At 35.0% G+C, this 15,327-nt stretch carries 12 protein-coding genes; 6 read left to right on the top strand and 6 right to left on the bottom strand.

Annotated features, from left to right (window positions below; genetic code table 11):
* Window positions 1-14: 14 nt before the first annotated feature.
* The 5 genes from ACQQ6V_RS01245 to pyrH all read right to left on the bottom strand — a co-directional run bounded on the left by ACQQ6V_RS01245 (window position 15) and on the right by pyrH (window position 8,543).
* On the bottom strand, window positions 15-3,710 hold the full coding sequence (locus tag ACQQ6V_RS01245) for a phosphoribosylformylglycinamidine synthase (protein WP_448843780.1): 3,696 nt from the start codon (window positions 3,708-3,710) through the stop codon (window positions 15-17).
* Window positions 3,711-3,942: 232 nt separating this feature from the next.
* Window positions 3,943-5,370, bottom strand: coding sequence for an adenylosuccinate lyase (gene purB / locus ACQQ6V_RS01240; RefSeq protein ID WP_267402554.1), 1,428 nt, complete (start codon window positions 5,368-5,370; stop codon window positions 3,943-3,945).
* An 85-nt stretch (window positions 5,371-5,455) separates the two neighbouring features.
* A complete protein-coding gene (locus ACQQ6V_RS01235) occupies window positions 5,456-6,964 on the bottom strand; it encodes an FMN-binding glutamate synthase family protein (RefSeq protein WP_448843779.1) in 1,509 nt (502 codons plus the stop codon).
* A 232-nt stretch (window positions 6,965-7,196) separates the two neighbouring features.
* Window positions 7,197-7,751: a ribosome recycling factor gene (frr, locus tag ACQQ6V_RS01230; protein ID WP_448843778.1), complete on the bottom strand. Its 555-nt coding sequence runs from the start codon at window positions 7,749-7,751 to the stop codon at window positions 7,197-7,199.
* Between the two features lie 84 nt (window positions 7,752-7,835).
* Complete coding sequence (gene pyrH / locus ACQQ6V_RS01225) at window positions 7,836-8,543, bottom strand: UMP kinase (protein ID WP_448843777.1); 708 nt, start codon at window positions 8,541-8,543, stop codon at window positions 7,836-7,838.
* A 135-nt stretch (window positions 8,544-8,678) separates the two neighbouring features.
* On the opposite strand from pyrH, the gene porQ reads away from it, so the two are divergent.
* The 5 genes from porQ to ACQQ6V_RS01200 all read left to right on the top strand — a co-directional run bounded on the left by porQ (window position 8,679) and on the right by ACQQ6V_RS01200 (window position 11,806).
* Complete coding sequence (porQ, locus tag ACQQ6V_RS01220) at window positions 8,679-9,680, top strand: type IX secretion system protein PorQ (protein WP_448843776.1); 1,002 nt, start codon at window positions 8,679-8,681, stop codon at window positions 9,678-9,680.
* Window positions 9,681-9,774: 94 nt separating this feature from the next.
* Window positions 9,775-10,446: a (d)CMP kinase gene (cmk, locus tag ACQQ6V_RS01215; protein ID WP_448843775.1), complete on the top strand. Its 672-nt coding sequence runs from the start codon at window positions 9,775-9,777 to the stop codon at window positions 10,444-10,446.
* Window positions 10,447-10,544: 98 nt separating this feature from the next.
* On the top strand, window positions 10,545-10,922 hold the full coding sequence (locus tag ACQQ6V_RS01210) for a YtxH domain-containing protein (protein ID WP_448843774.1): 378 nt from the start codon (window positions 10,545-10,547) through the stop codon (window positions 10,920-10,922).
* 83 nt (window positions 10,923-11,005) lie between these two features.
* Window positions 11,006-11,314: a phage holin family protein gene (locus ACQQ6V_RS01205; protein ID WP_448843773.1), complete on the top strand. Its 309-nt coding sequence runs from the start codon at window positions 11,006-11,008 to the stop codon at window positions 11,312-11,314.
* Window positions 11,315-11,317: 3 nt separating this feature from the next.
* Window positions 11,318-11,806 carry a phosphoribosyl-ATP pyrophosphatase gene (locus ACQQ6V_RS01200; RefSeq protein WP_448843772.1) on the top strand — a complete coding sequence of 163 codons (489 nt, stop codon included), beginning with the start codon at window positions 11,318-11,320 and terminating at the stop codon, window positions 11,804-11,806.
* A 2-nt stretch (window positions 11,807-11,808) separates the two neighbouring features.
* Here the strand turns inward: ACQQ6V_RS01200 and ACQQ6V_RS01195 are convergent, their stop codons facing one another.
* Window positions 11,809-12,537, bottom strand: a complete 729-nt coding sequence (locus tag ACQQ6V_RS01195; protein WP_448843771.1) for an RNA methyltransferase — start codon at window positions 12,535-12,537, stop codon at window positions 11,809-11,811.
* On the opposite strand from ACQQ6V_RS01195, the gene tamL reads away from it, so the two are divergent.
* Window positions 12,523-15,144, top strand: coding sequence for a translocation and assembly module lipoprotein TamL (gene tamL / locus ACQQ6V_RS01190; protein ID WP_448843770.1), 2,622 nt, complete (start codon window positions 12,523-12,525; stop codon window positions 15,142-15,144). The two genes, ACQQ6V_RS01195 and tamL, sit on opposite strands and share 15 nt — an antisense overlap.
* The last annotated feature ends 183 nt before the right edge of the window (window positions 15,145-15,327 follow it).

Below are 15,327 nucleotides of genomic sequence, written 5' to 3'. Positions count from 1 at the left end.
ATAGATTTTTGCTATTATTTAAAATAATCAACGCCGTTTTTGAAGATATTATGGTAATTAGCAGTTGGGATATTTTTCATCAAACCTTCAGCAAAACGTTCAGGATGTCCCATTCTACCAAAGATTTTTCCGTCTGGACTTGTTACTCCTTCAATTCCGAATAATGAATTATTAGGGTTAAATGGCATTCCGTGAGCAATATTTCCTTCTAAATCCAAATACTGAGTCGCAATCTGTCCGTTCTCGTACAACTTCTGGATTTCCGCTTTCGAAGCCATAAAACGACCTTCGCCATGAGAAATCGGAATGGTGAAAACTTGGTCTTTCATTCCTTTAAGCCAAGGAGATTCGTCGTTCACAACTTTCACATTTACCATCTGAGAAATATGTCTTCTGATCGCATTATGAGCCAAGGTTGGAGAGTTTTCATCCAAATCTTTGATTCTACCGTAAGGCAACAATCCAGATTTCACCAATGCCTGAAAACCGTTACAAATCCCGATAATCATTCCGTCTCGGTCAAGTAATTCATGAACGGCATTTCTCATCTTTTCATTCTTCAAAACGTTTACAATGAATTTTGCAGAACCGTCCGGCTCATCACCTGCAGAAAAACCTCCTGAGAACGCTAAAATCTGAGAAGTTTTGATTTCCTTAACCCACGCATCAATACTTTCATCCAGTAATTGGTGATTAATGTTGATCAACGGCAAACTGCTTACAACTGCACCTTCTTTTTGGAAAGCGTTCAACGTATCATACTCGCAGTTTGTCCCTGGGAAAACCGGCGCAAATACTTTTGGCTGAATAATTCCGTGTTTTTTGATGATGATATTTCTAGGGTTGATTGAGTTAAATTTCTCATCAATTTCAACCGTAATCTTTTCTTTTTCAATAGTTGGGAAAAGGTTTTCAAACGTATCAGTATTTGCCGCTAAAAGCTTGTTGATGGTTATCGGTTGTTGGTTGATGGTTAAAACCTCATTCGTAACAACTTCTCCGATTAATTGAAGATTTGTAGCACTTAATTCTTCTTTAGATTCAATGATTAAACTTCCAATATTTTTAGCTAATAAAGCCTTTTCATCAACAGTAATTTCAGCACCTAATCTGTTTCCGAAGCTCATTTTTGCTAAAGCAACCGCAACTCCACCTTCTTTCACCGTTTTTACAGAAACGATTTTTCTAGCTTTGATATTTTCAAAAATAAATTCAAAAACAGTTTTTAAAGCATCATAATTTGGAAGTCCGTTTTCCTGAGCAATATGATTGAAGCAATATAGTTTATTTCCTGCTTGTTTAAACTCCGGAGAGATAATGTTCTTCTTTTCTCCGTTCGCACAAGCGAAAGAAATCAACGTTGGCGGAACATTCAGATCCTGATACGTTCCACTCATCGAATCTTTCCCTCCAATAGCTGCTAAACCAAAATTGATCTGCGCATCGTAAGCTCCCAACAGTGAAGCCAAAGGTTTACCCCATTTCTCAGGGCTTTGACCCAATTTTTCAAAATATTCCTGGAAACTGAATCTGATATTTTTATAATCGCCGCCCATCGCAACGATTTTCGCAACACTTTCTACAACTGCGTAAGAAGCTCCCAACAAAGAATTCTGCTTAGAAATCTCTGCATCAAATCCCCAACTTGCCAAAGAAACTGTTTCGATATTTTTTGCTCCGATGATTGGCAACGTCTGAACACTTCCTTCCATCAAAGTCTGCTGATATTTTCCACCTAAAGGCATTGCAACCGTAGTCGCACCGATCGATGAATCAAACATTTCCAACAAACCTTTTTGAGAAGCAACGTTTTTATCGCTTAATATTTTTAAGAAATTCTCTTCGTTAAAAGCAGGCGTTTCTTCTTTTACTTCGTTAAGATGCGTAATCTTAACTTCTTGGCTTTTAGAACAACCGTTTGTATCTAAAAATTCTCTAGAAAGATCAACAATTTTATCACCTTTCCAGAACATCTGCATTCTTCCTGAATCAGTCACTTTTGCAACTTCAACAGCCACAATATTTTCTGCTTCACAGAATTTGATGAATTTTTCTTTATCATTTGGTTCAACCACAACAGCCATTCTTTCCTGAGATTCGGAAATTGCCAGCTCAGTTCCGTTTAACCCTTCGTATTTTAAAGGTAAAACATCCAAATTAACTTCCAAAGAATCAGCAATTTCACCAATAGCAACAGAAACTCCTCCCGCTCCGAAGTCATTGGATTTTTTAATCAATCTCGTTACTTCAGGATTTCTGAATAATCTTTGGATTTTACGCTCTTCAACGGCATTTCCTTTCTGAACTTCAGAACTCATCGTATGGATTGAAGTTTCGTCCTGTTCTTTTGAACTTCCGCTTGCGCCGCCAACACCGTCACGACCCGTTGCACCACCTAGAATGATGATAGAATCACCAGCTTCAGGCTTTTCACGTCTTACCCAGTCCACAGGAACAGCTCCGGCAACGAAGCCAACTTCCATTCTTTTTGCTTTGTAGCCTTCATCGTAGATTTCGGAAACCATTGTAGTCGCCAAACCAATTTGGTTACCATAAGAAGAATATCCGTTTGCGGCCTGTTTTGTGATTGTTTTTTGAGGTAATTTACCTGGTAAAGTTTTATCAACCGGTTCCAAAACATCAGCTGCACCTGTCAATCTCATCGCCTGAAAAACGAAAGAACGTCCAGACAAAGGGTCTCTGATTGCACCACCTAAACACGTTGAAGCTCCACCAAAAGGCTCGATTTCTGTCGGGTGATTGTGTGTTTCGTTTTTGAATAATAAATACCAAGGTTCTTTTTTACCATCGTATTCAGCATCAATTTGGATCGTACAAGCGTTGATCTCGTCAGAAACCACCAAGTTCTCCAAATTGCCTGTTTTATGGAAATATCTTCCGCAAACGGTCGCCAGATCCATTAAAGAGATGGGTTTCAATTCACGCCCTAAGAATTTTCTTTTTTCGATATAGTCATTGAAAATCGTTTCCAATGTATGTTTAAACTGTCCTTCGAATTCAATATTTGACAATTCTGTTTCGAATGTTGTGTGACGGCAGTGGTCGCTCCAATAAGTGTCAAGAACTTTAAGTTCAGTTTCCGTAGGATTTCTTTGTTCCGATTTAAAATATTCCTGAATGAATTTCAAATCATCCAAACCTAAAGCAAAACCGTGATTATTGAAGAATTCTTCCAACTTAGCATCATCAAAATTGATAAAACCTTCATGAACAATCACTTTTGACGGTGTTTCTTCCGCAGGAATATTTAAAATTGATAAATCTTTTTCCTGAGATTCTACTTTATTGATCAAGAGGTCTTTGATTTTAGGCAAATCAGATTCAGAAACGCCTTCGAACTCGATGAGTTTACCGCTTCTTACTTTAGATTTCTCATTTCCAGTCAATAAAGCAATACATTGCTGCGCTGAATCAGCACGCTGGTCGTACTGTCCGGGTAAAAATTCTAATGCGAGGTAAATTCCCTGTGCAGGGTTTTCTTCGATTAAAATATCAGTAACTGGGTCAACGAAAGTACTGTTCACCACTTTTTCGAATTCACCATCGTTTAATCCAAAAATATCGTAAACGTTATACACTTTTACGCTTTGGATAGACGGAACAACCGCTTTTACCTCATCAAAAATCTTTGGACTTTCTACATCGAAAATACCTCTTTTTTCTACGAAAATTCTTTTGTTATTAGACATTAGATGTCAGATATTTATTAGATTTATTTTATATTTTTAACTGAAATTTATTTTGGCAACCCCACTTTGCAGCCCGACTTGAGCGGAGCTCTTTTGCCGAAACGAAGTGAAGGCAAAAAGCGGGAGCGGGAGGCGGATAAAGCTGCCATAAAAAATTCAGCATTTCTCAAAACTTTGTCAATCACAGACTGAACAAAGCAAAATATGCAGCCCAAAAAGACTGCATATCTATTTATACTTTAAGATCAGCTTCTAGTCCTATCAGATCTTTGTTTGCGTCAATTATCGGCTGAACTTCATTGGCAATGAATTCTTCCGTCTGAATTGGTGCAAAACCGATGAAGTTTTTAGGATCAAGAACTTCTTTTAATTTTGATTTGTCTAGCTTTAATGAATCGTCATTTAAGATCCTTTCGATAAGGTCGTTTTCTTTACCTTCTTCTTTCACTTTCTTAGACGCTTCCATAGAATGAACTCTTATCACTTCGTGGATTTCCTGACGGTCGCCACCAGCTTTCACTTCTTCCATGATGATGTATTCTGTCGCCATGAAAGGAAGTTCTTCCATAATATGTTTGTTGATCCTGTTTGGATAAACTACGATTCCGTTCATAATGTTATTCCAAATCAATAGAATTGCATCAACTGCTAAAAATGCCTGAGGAATTGTTAATCTCTTGTTTGCAGAATCATCCAACGTTCTTTCAAACCATTGTGTAGAAGCCACCATTGCAGAACTTGTTGTCAGAGACATTACATATTTTGCCAATGCTCCAATTCTTTCGCTCCTCATTGGATTACGCTTGTAAGCCATTGCGGACGAACCGATTTGGTTTTTCTCGAATGGTTCTTCAATTTCTTTTAAATTCTGAAGAAGACGTAAATCGTTTGTAAATTTATGTGCAGATTGTGCAATATTTCCTAATAAAGCTACCACTTTTGCATCAATTTTTCTGTCGTAAGTCTGTCCGGAAACTCCGAAAACTTTTTCGAAACCGAATCTTTTTGACAATTCTTTATCTAAATGTTTTACTTTAGAATAATCACCATTGAAAAGTTCTAGGAAACTTGCTGCAGTTCCTGTTGTTCCTTTTACTCCTCTGAAACGTAAAGTTTCCAAAAAGAAATCCAACTCTTCTATATCCAAAACCAAACTCTGTAACCAAAGTGTCGCTCTTTTCCCAACCGTTGTTAACTGAGCTGGTTGGAAGTGTGTAAATCCTAAAGTTGGTAAATCTTTGTATTGAATAGCAAAATCAGAAAGATTTTTCATCACGTTGACCAACTTTTTCTTTAAAATTAAAAGTCCGTCACGGATTTGAATTAAATCTGTATTGTCTCCTACAAAAGCTGAAGTTGCTCCCAAGTGGATAATTCCTTTTGCAGAAGGTGCTACATCACCATAAGCGTGAACGTGAGCCATCACATCGTGACGGAATTTCTTCTCATATTCTGCTGCTTTTTCGTAATCAATATTCTCTGCATTGGCTTTCAGCTCAGCGATTTGCTCGTCTGTGATGTCAAGACCTAGGTCTTTTTCAATCTCGGCAAGAGCGATCCAAAGTTTTCTCCAATTTTGAAACTTGTTGTTGTGGGAGAAATTAAATAGCATTTCTTCACTGGAATAGCGCTCTTCCAATGGGTTTTTGTAGGAATTCATTTTCTTTCTTTTTACTTTTTATTAGATATACAAAATTAAACAAAAAAACCTGAAGTCGGAGCTTCAGGTTTCAATATTAAAACGATTATTTTCTTCTTACATTAGATAAAATATCTGGGAAATAAGTGTCCGCTAGATGCTCAAACTCATCACCTCTCATAAACATTGTCGCATCAACTTGATCATAAGATGTCCTTCCTGCTGCTGCCATTAACTCATTACAAGTATGAAGTGTATTTTTATGAAAATGATAGACACGTTCTGCTTTATCAGTAACATCTAATCCTTTAATTAACATTTTATCTTGCGTTGCAACCCCTGTAGGACAACCATTAGTATTACATCTTAGCGCTTGGATACAGCCTAAAGCAAACATAAATCCTCTTGCATTGTTACATGCATCTGCACCCATTGCTACAGCTCTCAAAATATCTAAAGCCGTTAAAACTTTACCTGAAGCTATAATTTTAACCTTATCTCTAACATTAAAAGTATTAAGCGTTGTATTGACAAAAATTAATGCAGGCTCTAATGGCATCCCAACACCATCCGAAAACTCTGGTGGCGCTGCTCCTGTACCTCCTTCTGCCCCATCTACTGTAACAAAATCTGGATAAATCCTAAGAACATTCATCTGAGCACAGATATCTTCGAATTCTTTAGTGTCTCCAACACAAAGCTTAAAGCCGACAGGCTTACCACCTGATAAATCCCTTAGTTGTTTTACAAACCTTAAAAGACCAGCAGCATCGTTAAAAGAATTGTGTCCCGGAGGTGACAATACTGTAATCCCTGGTTTTACGTGTCTAATCGCTGCAATCTCTGGTGTATTTTTAACACCCGGCAGCACGCCGCCATGTCCTGGCTTAGCGCCTTGAGACAACTTGATTTCGATCATTTTCACATTATCCATCGTCGCATATTTTTGAAACAACTCAGGATTAAAATTCCCTTCGTCATCACGACACCCGAAATAACCTGTACCAATCTGCCAGCATAGATCACCACCTTGTAAATGATAAGGAGAGATGCCTCCTTCTCCTGTATTATGGTAAAAGCTACCTTTCTTGGCTCCTTTATTTAAAGATATATGAGCTCTATCACTTAATGCCCCAAAAGACATCGCAGAGATATTGAATAATGATGCGTTATATGGTTGTAAACAATCTGGACCACCAATTGTTGTTCTTGGCAATTCATGCGAAGGTGTTTTAGCATAAATAGAATGTTTTATCCCTTCATATTTTCTATGATTAACTTCTAATTGAGTCCCAAAAGCAACAGTATCACTAATGTTTTTTGCACGGCGATATACTGCAGATCTTTGGTTCCTAGGAAAAGGCTTACCATCTGTTTCTCTTTCGATAAAATACTGTTGCATTTCTGGAGAAATTTCTTCAAAAATATAACGGAAATAACCTAGTACAGGAAAATTTCTAAGTATAGCATGTTTGGTTTGGAAAGCATTATAAAGACCTATAATGTAAATTACTCCCAAGGTAATAGGAATCCAATAATGAGCCTTTATTAAGACTGAAATAACGGTTGTAAAAACAATAAGTATTAACCCCCAGGTTAAGAATTTATCTCTCATGTTATTAGAAAATTAAATTCCAGCAAATATAATATTAATATTCAATAAACAACAAAATATATTGCCTAGAAAAATTAATCTCTAAGGTATACTATTGAATTAAATGCATTAATAAAATAAGTCTTATAACAAAAACATAATAGATGATTAGCTTTCCAAAAAAAGCGATTACAAAGTCTAAAAAAAACAATAAAAAAAAGATTTAGAAATTATCTAAATCTTTTATATAACATTAAACTTTTAAAATCTCTGCTTCTTTGATTTTATAAAGATCATCTGTCTTTTTCACGTAAGAATCGGTCAAATCTTGGATGTCTTTTTCTACACCTTTTACTAGATCTTCTGATACTCCGTCTAATCTTTTAAGTTCTTTCATACCTTCTTGGCGGGCATTACGAACTACAATTTTACTTTGGTCTGTTTCTCCTTTTGCTTGCTTAGCAAGATCTCTACGACGCTCCTCTGTTAATGGCGGTACATTAAGAATAATTGTATCTCCATTATTAGATGGTGCAAAACCAAGGTTAGAATTAATAATCGCTTTCTCTATTGCTCCAATAGCCGTACGATCCCAAGGTTGGATAGACAAAGTCATGGCATCTGGTACAGAAACGTTAGCTACTTGACTAAGAGGTGTTGGTGCACCATAATATTCTACCATAACATCCTGAACCATAGTTGTAGAAGCACGTCCTGCTCTAATTTTAACAAAAGTATGTTCTAAATGCTTTATTGCAGCATCCATCTCTTGTTGTACTGATGCTACAATGAGTTCTAATTCTTCCATTGTATATTTAAAATTTGATAATTGACACATTTTTTAATAAGTGATGAGATTATGATAAACAATTTAGCTTTTATCAGTTCTCGATTACACGTTAACGAGTGTACCGATATTTTCTCCAGCAATAAGTCTTTCTAGATTACCATCTTTATTCATATCAAAAACGATAATTGGCAATTTGTTCTCGTGGCTTAATGTGAAAGCTGTCATATCCATTACTTTAAGATTTTTTTCAAAAACCTCTTCGAAAGATAAGCTATTAAATTTAACTGCATCAGCATTTTTCTCTGGGTCACTATCGTAGATACCATCTACTCTAGTCCCTTTAAGAATAACATCAGCATCAATCTCTATGGCGCGCAATGTTGCTGCAGTATCTGTTGTGAAATATGGATTACCTGTCCCAGCACCAAAAATCACAACACGTCCTTTCTCAAGATGTCTTACTGCTTTTCTTTTGATGAACGGTTCTGCAACTTTATCCATCTCAATAGCAGATTGCAATCTTGTCATAACGCCAGCATCTTCTAAGGCACCTTGCAATGCCATACCATTAATAACCGTTGCTAACATCCCCATATAATCGCCTTGTACACGATCCATCCCTTTTGCAGCACCTGCTAATCCTCTGAAAATATTTCCTCCTCCAATAACAATCGCAACTTGACAACCAAGGTCAACCACTTTTTTTATTTCTTCTGCATATTCCTTAAGACGATCGTTATCGATACCATATTGACGGTTTCCCATCAATGCTTCACCGCTTAATTTAAGAAGGATTCTATTATATTTCATTTTTTATTATTTTTATTTTAAATTTCGATTGTGCAAATATAAGGAAAGCATGAGAATTACGTTATGAAGAAATAAGTTTAACATCTAAATATTTTGTTAAATTTTAAAAAAAACTATTTTTGCATCATATAGATTATGACCTTGAAGAAAATTTATGCTTTTTCTTTTATACTTAGCAGTTTGATTTCGTTTGCGCAAGACGGGACCAACGTATATCCATTTCTCAATATCCCGGTTTCCCCGAGGCAAGCTGTATTAGGCGATGCTGTCTCTGTAAGAGATTATGATGTCAGTTTTACAGCTACCAATCCTGCATTGATGAACTTAGAGATGGATGATATGCTTTCTGTAAATTACGCCTCTTATCTTGCGGGATCCAATATTGGAACGATTAATTACGTTCGAGATCTAGAATTCGGCCACCTTATATCCATTAATGCAAAATATATGGATTATGGGAAAATACCCAGGACAGATGAGGCAGGTATTACCTCTGGAGATTTTAATGCAATAGATGCTTCTATTGGAGCAGGTTACGCTTATCAATTTGAGGATAATTGGACCATTGGCGGTAATCTTAACTTTGTAAGTTCTAAAATTGACAGCTATACATCGTCTGCTATATCAGCCTCTGCGGGTGTCACCTATTATAACGAAAAATCTAAAGAGACACTTTCTTTAGTTGCTAGGAATTTTGGTTATCAGATAAAATCTTTTAATGGTTTAAGAGAAAATTTACCTTTTCGGTTAGATCTTGGTTACACCAAAATAATGGACAGCTTTCCCGTAGCATTAACCATAACGGCTCATGATTTACAGAAATTCAATATTTCACAAAATGAAGATATCAATGGGCAAGAAGTAGGCTTTGGGAGAAAGGCACTAGACCACTTATCCTTAGGCGTAGAGTTATTTCCGGAGCAATCCTTTAATCTAAGATTTGGGTACAATGTCAAAAGAGGTAACGAAATGGCTATTTTAGACCAAAGGAGTTTCTCTGGACTATCTGCAGGATTTGGGCTAAAAATATCTTATTTCAGGTTTGATTATTCTCACATCAGATACCATAGCGCTTCTAATGTTAATATGCTAGGCATCACAATGGATCTTATAGAACTTGGTGGCGGACGACGATAAGCAAAGCTTTGTATAATTCTTATTAAAAAAACTTTTTCTATCCAATAGCGAAAAACTTTTTATTATGCTTAATTTTGTAATAACAATTAAGATCATGACAAAAAGGCTGATTATTGCAATGGATGGATTTTCCTCAACAGGTAAAAGTTCCATATCAAAAGTTATCGCAAAAAAACTAGGTATTATCCATATGGATACTGGCGCACTTTATCGTGGCATTACTTACTATGCTTTACAAAATTGCCTTGACTCTAAAGGTAAAATAGATATTTCTAAAGTCATTAATGATATACCAAAAATAGATCTGGTTTTCGAAAGTATTGATGATGAACTCACGTTAGTCCTCAATGGTAAAAATATTAATAAAGAAATAAGATTCCCTCAAGTTTCTGAGAACGTTAGTCTAATTGCGAAACAAGCAGAAGTAAGACAATTCTTATTAGCTACCCAAAGAAATATTGCCCAAAAAGGGAGTGTTATTATGGATGGCAGAGATATTGGGACGGCGGTTTTTCCTGATGCAGATTATAAATTTTTCCTAACAGCTAGTCCAGAAGAGCGCGCAAAAAGAAGACATCTAGAACTATTAGGATCCGGAGAAAACATTGATATAAATACTGTAAAAGCCAATCTTTTAGAGCGCGACAAGATAGACTCAGAAAGGCAAATATCTCCCCTAAAACAAGCAGATGATGCCATATTAATAGATAACACCAATCTTACAAAGGAAGAAACAATTGATCTTATTTTGTCTTATATCAAATGATTTAACAAACTTTAAGAAAAGTAAAATTCTTTTGGTATGCTTGTTGCAAACTATTTTAACCATATCAAATTAAACTAATCAATAAAAAAATTTACATCATGTCTAAAAAAAACAACACAGCAGGTATATTAGCAGGTCTATTAGCAGGAGCAGCAGTAGGAGTAGTCTTAGGAGTATTATATGCACCAGAAGAAGGGAAAAATACACGTAAAAAAATTAAATCTAAAGCTAATGATCTAGCAGACCAAGCTAACGATCAATATCACAAAACTTCTGAAAAAGTTAAAGAACAATATCAAAACGTATCAGAACAAGTGAAGGATAAATATCAAAATATTTCTGCACAAGTAAAAGATACAGCTAACACTGTTGCATCTTCTGTAAAAGAAGGTTATGACAAATATAAAGATCAAATTGTATCTAAAGCAACAGATGTTGTAAAAGACGTTGAGACAGAACTAGACGGTATGAAATAAGCTTTCATAGTCTACAAAAAAAGGAACTTAAATAATAAGTTCCTTTTTTTATAAATTTTTGTATCTTTATCAAAATCCATACTATGGTAGAACTATTAAAAGAATATGCTAATAAAAGAATATCCCTTATTAGACTAGAACTCACTGAGAAATCGTCTTTATCTGCTGGTATCATTACTTTTATTGCAACATTGGTGACTATTTTCACCTTTTTCATAATCCTTTTCAACTTTGGTATCGCTTATCTTATTGGTGAAGCCTTACAAAATACATCCTATGGTTTTCTTACCGTTTCTGGATTCTACCTATTATTATTTTTAATCGCTATCATATTCAGAAAAAAAATCATAAGATCCGTCGCAGATAACGTTATTAATTTCTTAAAGCAGTAAATTATGTCATACAACAATTTAGATGAACTAAGAGCAAAGAAAAAAATGCTTCATTCTGAGATTGAAGAAATAGAAGATCTGCTGACTTTTAAAGACAAAAAAGAAAGCCTAAGCATCTTAACAGGTGGCATAACGGACAAATTTTTAAAAGAGACGGAAGACGAAGAAGGCGAAAAACACTTGAGTATTAACACCCAAGGCATAATGCGTCAAGTTTCCGAAGGTATACGAGAAAAAACATCTCCTAAAAGCATTTTGGGATTAGCTAATGACACCGTAGACTCTGGATTACTAGAGACTGCTGTACGTCTAGGTGCCGTAACAATGGTTGGGAATTATGCTCAAAAAAACCTTAACAATGCCAGTTGGAAAAAGAAAATCATCGGTCTTGCTTTAATTTATATTGCACCAATAGCATTAAAATATGTTAGAGAAAAATTAGAAGATTACCAACATGACAAGACGACTTCTAGCCTAAAAAAATTGATATAAATTTATTTTTCAGAGAAAATCTGACCAAGAATGATACCCGTAGCCATAGAAACATTAAGACTTTCTGTGGCTTTATTTTGCCCAAATCTCGGAATAGAAACTACCTCCGTCAGACATCGTTCTACCTCTTCTCTCATCCCATTTCCTTCATTGCCCAAAACCAAAGAAAACTGACTCGGAAAATCTTTTTTATAAATATTTTCGCCTTGCATATCAGTCCCCAAAATAGGATGTGGATAACTCTCAAGATAAGGCACCAATGATGTGTACACCACATTAACTCTCAGAAAAGAGCCCATAGAAGCTTGGATTACTTTAGGGTTAAAAACATCAACAGTATCTTCACTACACACAATTTGTTGTATCCCAAACCAATCTGCCAACCTAATAATAGTCCCCAGATTGCCAGGATCTTGTATACCATCTAAAATTAACTGTATACCATCCATATTAGCAACAACACTATCCTGCAATTGGCACAAAGCCACAGAATCTTTAGGATGCTGTAGAAAGCTAATTTTTTTTAGATCTTGATCAGAAATTTCAGTTATAGCAACATCATTAAAAGATAAAAGTGAAGGGTCTTTACTATAAATATCTAAAACTTTAACGTTAGCATTAGACAGTTCTTGTATAATTTTATTGCTTTCTACTAAAAACAAATTGTATTTTTGTCTAAACTTCTTTTTATCTAAAGATTGTATTATTTTAATTTTATGAGCCGTAAGCATTTTCAGAAATATCGTCAAAAGTATTACATTATTTGGTCATCTGCAATATTTGCAACGATCTTGTACGCTTGCAGTACTACAAAAAAGGTCCCGGATGGAGAATTTCTCCTAACCAAAAACAACTTCAACTATAAAGACGGAAAAATCTTAACTGATAAAATCCCTACTTATGCGAGCCAGAAACCTAATAAAAAATCCTTCTTGCTTATTCCATTTGGATTATTAGCCTACAATGCTGCTAATCCTAAATATGATAGTATCCTAACAGAATACATGACTTTTCCTAACGAAATGCGTAACCAAAAATTACGAGATTCTCTTTTTGTAAAGTATGGACACCCAGAATATGAAGGTCGAAATCTTTTTTGGAATCGCTTCTTCTATAACATCGGAGAAAAGCCATCCATCTTTAGTGATGCCAAAACGCAGTCTAGTGCAAAAAATATTAAAAATGCTCTTATATATAGAGGCTATTGGGATGCCGAAGTAGATTACAATGCAAAAAAAGATTCGGCTGCAAAAAAAGCAAGCGTAACCTACAATATTCTCCATAAAGACCCATCTAAAATTGATAATTACTATTACAACATCCCTGATCCCAATATTAGAAGAATCTACGAGAGAGATATTAACAAAAGTCTTGTTAAGAAAAATCAAACTCTAGATCAATCTATTCTAGAACAGGAGGTTAAAAGAATTACAGATTTAATGCGCAAAGAAGGCTATTTCAAGTTTAATAATTCTAACGAAGAAATATTTTTTACAGCAGATACTTTAACCAATAGAAAAAATGTGCCTTTATCAATGGATATCCACAAGGATTCTTTGGACTCTCCTTATGTAGTGCCTAAAATTGGAAAAATCCAAATTGCTGTAGTAGACAAAATTGAAGATTTCGAACAAGGAAATGTAGTAAATGATAGCATTAGAGGCATTAATATCTATAAGAAAAAAGGCAAGTACGACTCTATTTATAAATCTCAAGCCTTATGGCTGCCAATCATCTATGGACCAGGCAATAGATACGATCAAAGAGACTTTGATGTAACAAGGCGTAATATTCTTGCCATGAATAACTTCAGCTTATTAATTGCTAAAGAAGACTTTCGGGATGCAGGAACTAAAAAACAAAACGATAGTATTATCGATGCGTTATATGTCTTGAAACCACTTTCAAAATACGATTTCAAAGTAGCTACTGATATTCATTATTCAGAAATATTAAATTTCGGTTTCTCTCCATCTTTAGAATTAACAACAAGAAATATCTTTAAAAAAGCAGAAAACTTTAACATCAGTTTTTCTGGTGTAATTGGTACCACTAAAGATCCAATCAAGGAAAATGCAATTTTTAATGCCTACGAATTATCTGCGCAAAGTGCCCTACAAATTCCACGACTTTGGGTTCCTTTTGGAAAATACTGGAAAGTTGTCCCTAAGCGCTACTCTCCCACTTCTAGTATCAACCTTGGTGTTTCTGTACAGAATAATATTGGATTAGGTAGGATTAACTTTAACACTGGATTAACCTATTATGCTAACGTTAACGATATTGTATCTCATAAATTAACTTTGTTTAATACGCAGTTCAGTTTTACTCAAAATAAAGATAAATACTACGAATTATTTCCTGGTGACGATCAGATTAGAAGAGAAATTTTCGATCATTATTTTATGGATCACCCCGATATCCAGCAACAATTTGCCAATAATAATTTAAAAATTGACGATGTATCTAGAATAATTATCGGTGACCAAACTTTCCAAAATAGTCTTACAACCTCCGAGGCAGATAACTTCAATAGTTTCCGACAATCGTTGACCAATAAAGACAGACAGACGCAAGATGTATTAATTAATTCATTAATTTATAATTTCACTTACAACGAAATAGGGCATAAAGACCGTGTTAATCCTTTTTTCTTTAATGGAAAATTTGAGCTGGCAGGTAATTTATTAAGTCTTTTTGCCAACAGACAAATGCAAGATGGCGTTGTCTCTGGTGATACCAAAACTATTTTCAAAATACCATATTCTCAATTTGTAAAACTTGACTTTGATTTTAGAAAATACTTTACCTTCTTTAAGGATCGTGTTAATCCTCAGACATTAGCAATAAGACAATTTATTGGGATTGGTATTCCTTATGGTAACTCTGACAATATGCCATTTATCAGATCTTACTTTAATGGAGGATCCAATGATATCAGAGCTTGGTTGGCTTTCGGTGGATTAGGACCGTCAGACTCTCAACTAGACGAAAGAGTAAGATCTTACGCAATGGATAATATCAAATTGACAACCAGTGTAGAATACCGTTTTCCATTCAATGATATGTTCGAAGGAGCTTTATTTACCGATGCGGGTAACACTTGGGGACTTAAGGATAATGGCTTTGGTGACCAATTCAAATTTGACAAATTTATAAGCCAGATGGGCGTTGGTAGTGGATTTGGTATCAGGATGAATGTTGCATATATCAAGCTAAGACTAGATCTAGCCTACAAAATGTACAACCCTAACAGACCAAAAGGAGAACGTTGGGTCGTTGATAAAATCCAACCTCTTAAGCCAACTTTTAACTTCGCATTCAACTATCCTTTCTAGAAATATTAAGATAAAAATAATAAAGCCTTATTAAGAATTCTCATCTTGATAAGGCTTTTTAAGTTGATGCCATGACGAGCAATATACCGAAAATCATCTGAGAGATTTATAATTAAATTGAGCATAGAAAAGTACCATTATATCAAATAAAATTAACCATTAATATAATTTTCAACCTTACTA

Source organism: Chryseobacterium electrogenes (genome assembly GCF_053553015.1).
Note: the sequence above shows the minus strand (reverse complement) of the source record. Positions and strands in the feature narration are given on the sequence as shown.

Coding starts and splice junctions, on each gene's coding strand:
- ACQQ6V_RS01245 (WP_448843780.1), bottom strand. CDS start 3,710: ATGTCTAATAACAAAAGAATTTTCGTAGAAAAAAGAGGTATTTTCGAT.
- purB (WP_267402554.1), bottom strand. CDS start 5,370: ATGAATTCCTACAAAAACCCATTGGAAGAGCGCTATTCCAGTGAAGAA.
- ACQQ6V_RS01235 (WP_448843779.1), bottom strand. CDS start 6,964: ATGAGAGATAAATTCTTAACCTGGGGGTTAATACTTATTGTTTTTACA.
- frr (WP_448843778.1), bottom strand. CDS start 7,751: ATGGAAGAATTAGAACTCATTGTAGCATCAGTACAACAAGAGATGGAT.
- pyrH (WP_448843777.1), bottom strand. CDS start 8,543: ATGAAATATAATAGAATCCTTCTTAAATTAAGCGGTGAAGCATTGATG.
- porQ (WP_448843776.1), top strand. CDS start 8,679: ATGACCTTGAAGAAAATTTATGCTTTTTCTTTTATACTTAGCAGTTTG.
- cmk (WP_448843775.1), top strand. CDS start 9,775: ATGACAAAAAGGCTGATTATTGCAATGGATGGATTTTCCTCAACAGGT.
- ACQQ6V_RS01210 (WP_448843774.1), top strand. CDS start 10,545: ATGTCTAAAAAAAACAACACAGCAGGTATATTAGCAGGTCTATTAGCA.
- ACQQ6V_RS01205 (WP_448843773.1), top strand. CDS start 11,006: ATGGTAGAACTATTAAAAGAATATGCTAATAAAAGAATATCCCTTATT.
- ACQQ6V_RS01200 (WP_448843772.1), top strand. CDS start 11,318: ATGTCATACAACAATTTAGATGAACTAAGAGCAAAGAAAAAAATGCTT.
- tamL (WP_448843770.1), top strand. CDS start 12,523: ATGAGCCGTAAGCATTTTCAGAAATATCGTCAAAAGTATTACATTATT.
- ACQQ6V_RS01195 (WP_448843771.1), bottom strand. CDS start 12,537: ATGCTTACGGCTCATAAAATTAAAATAATACAATCTTTAGATAAAAAG.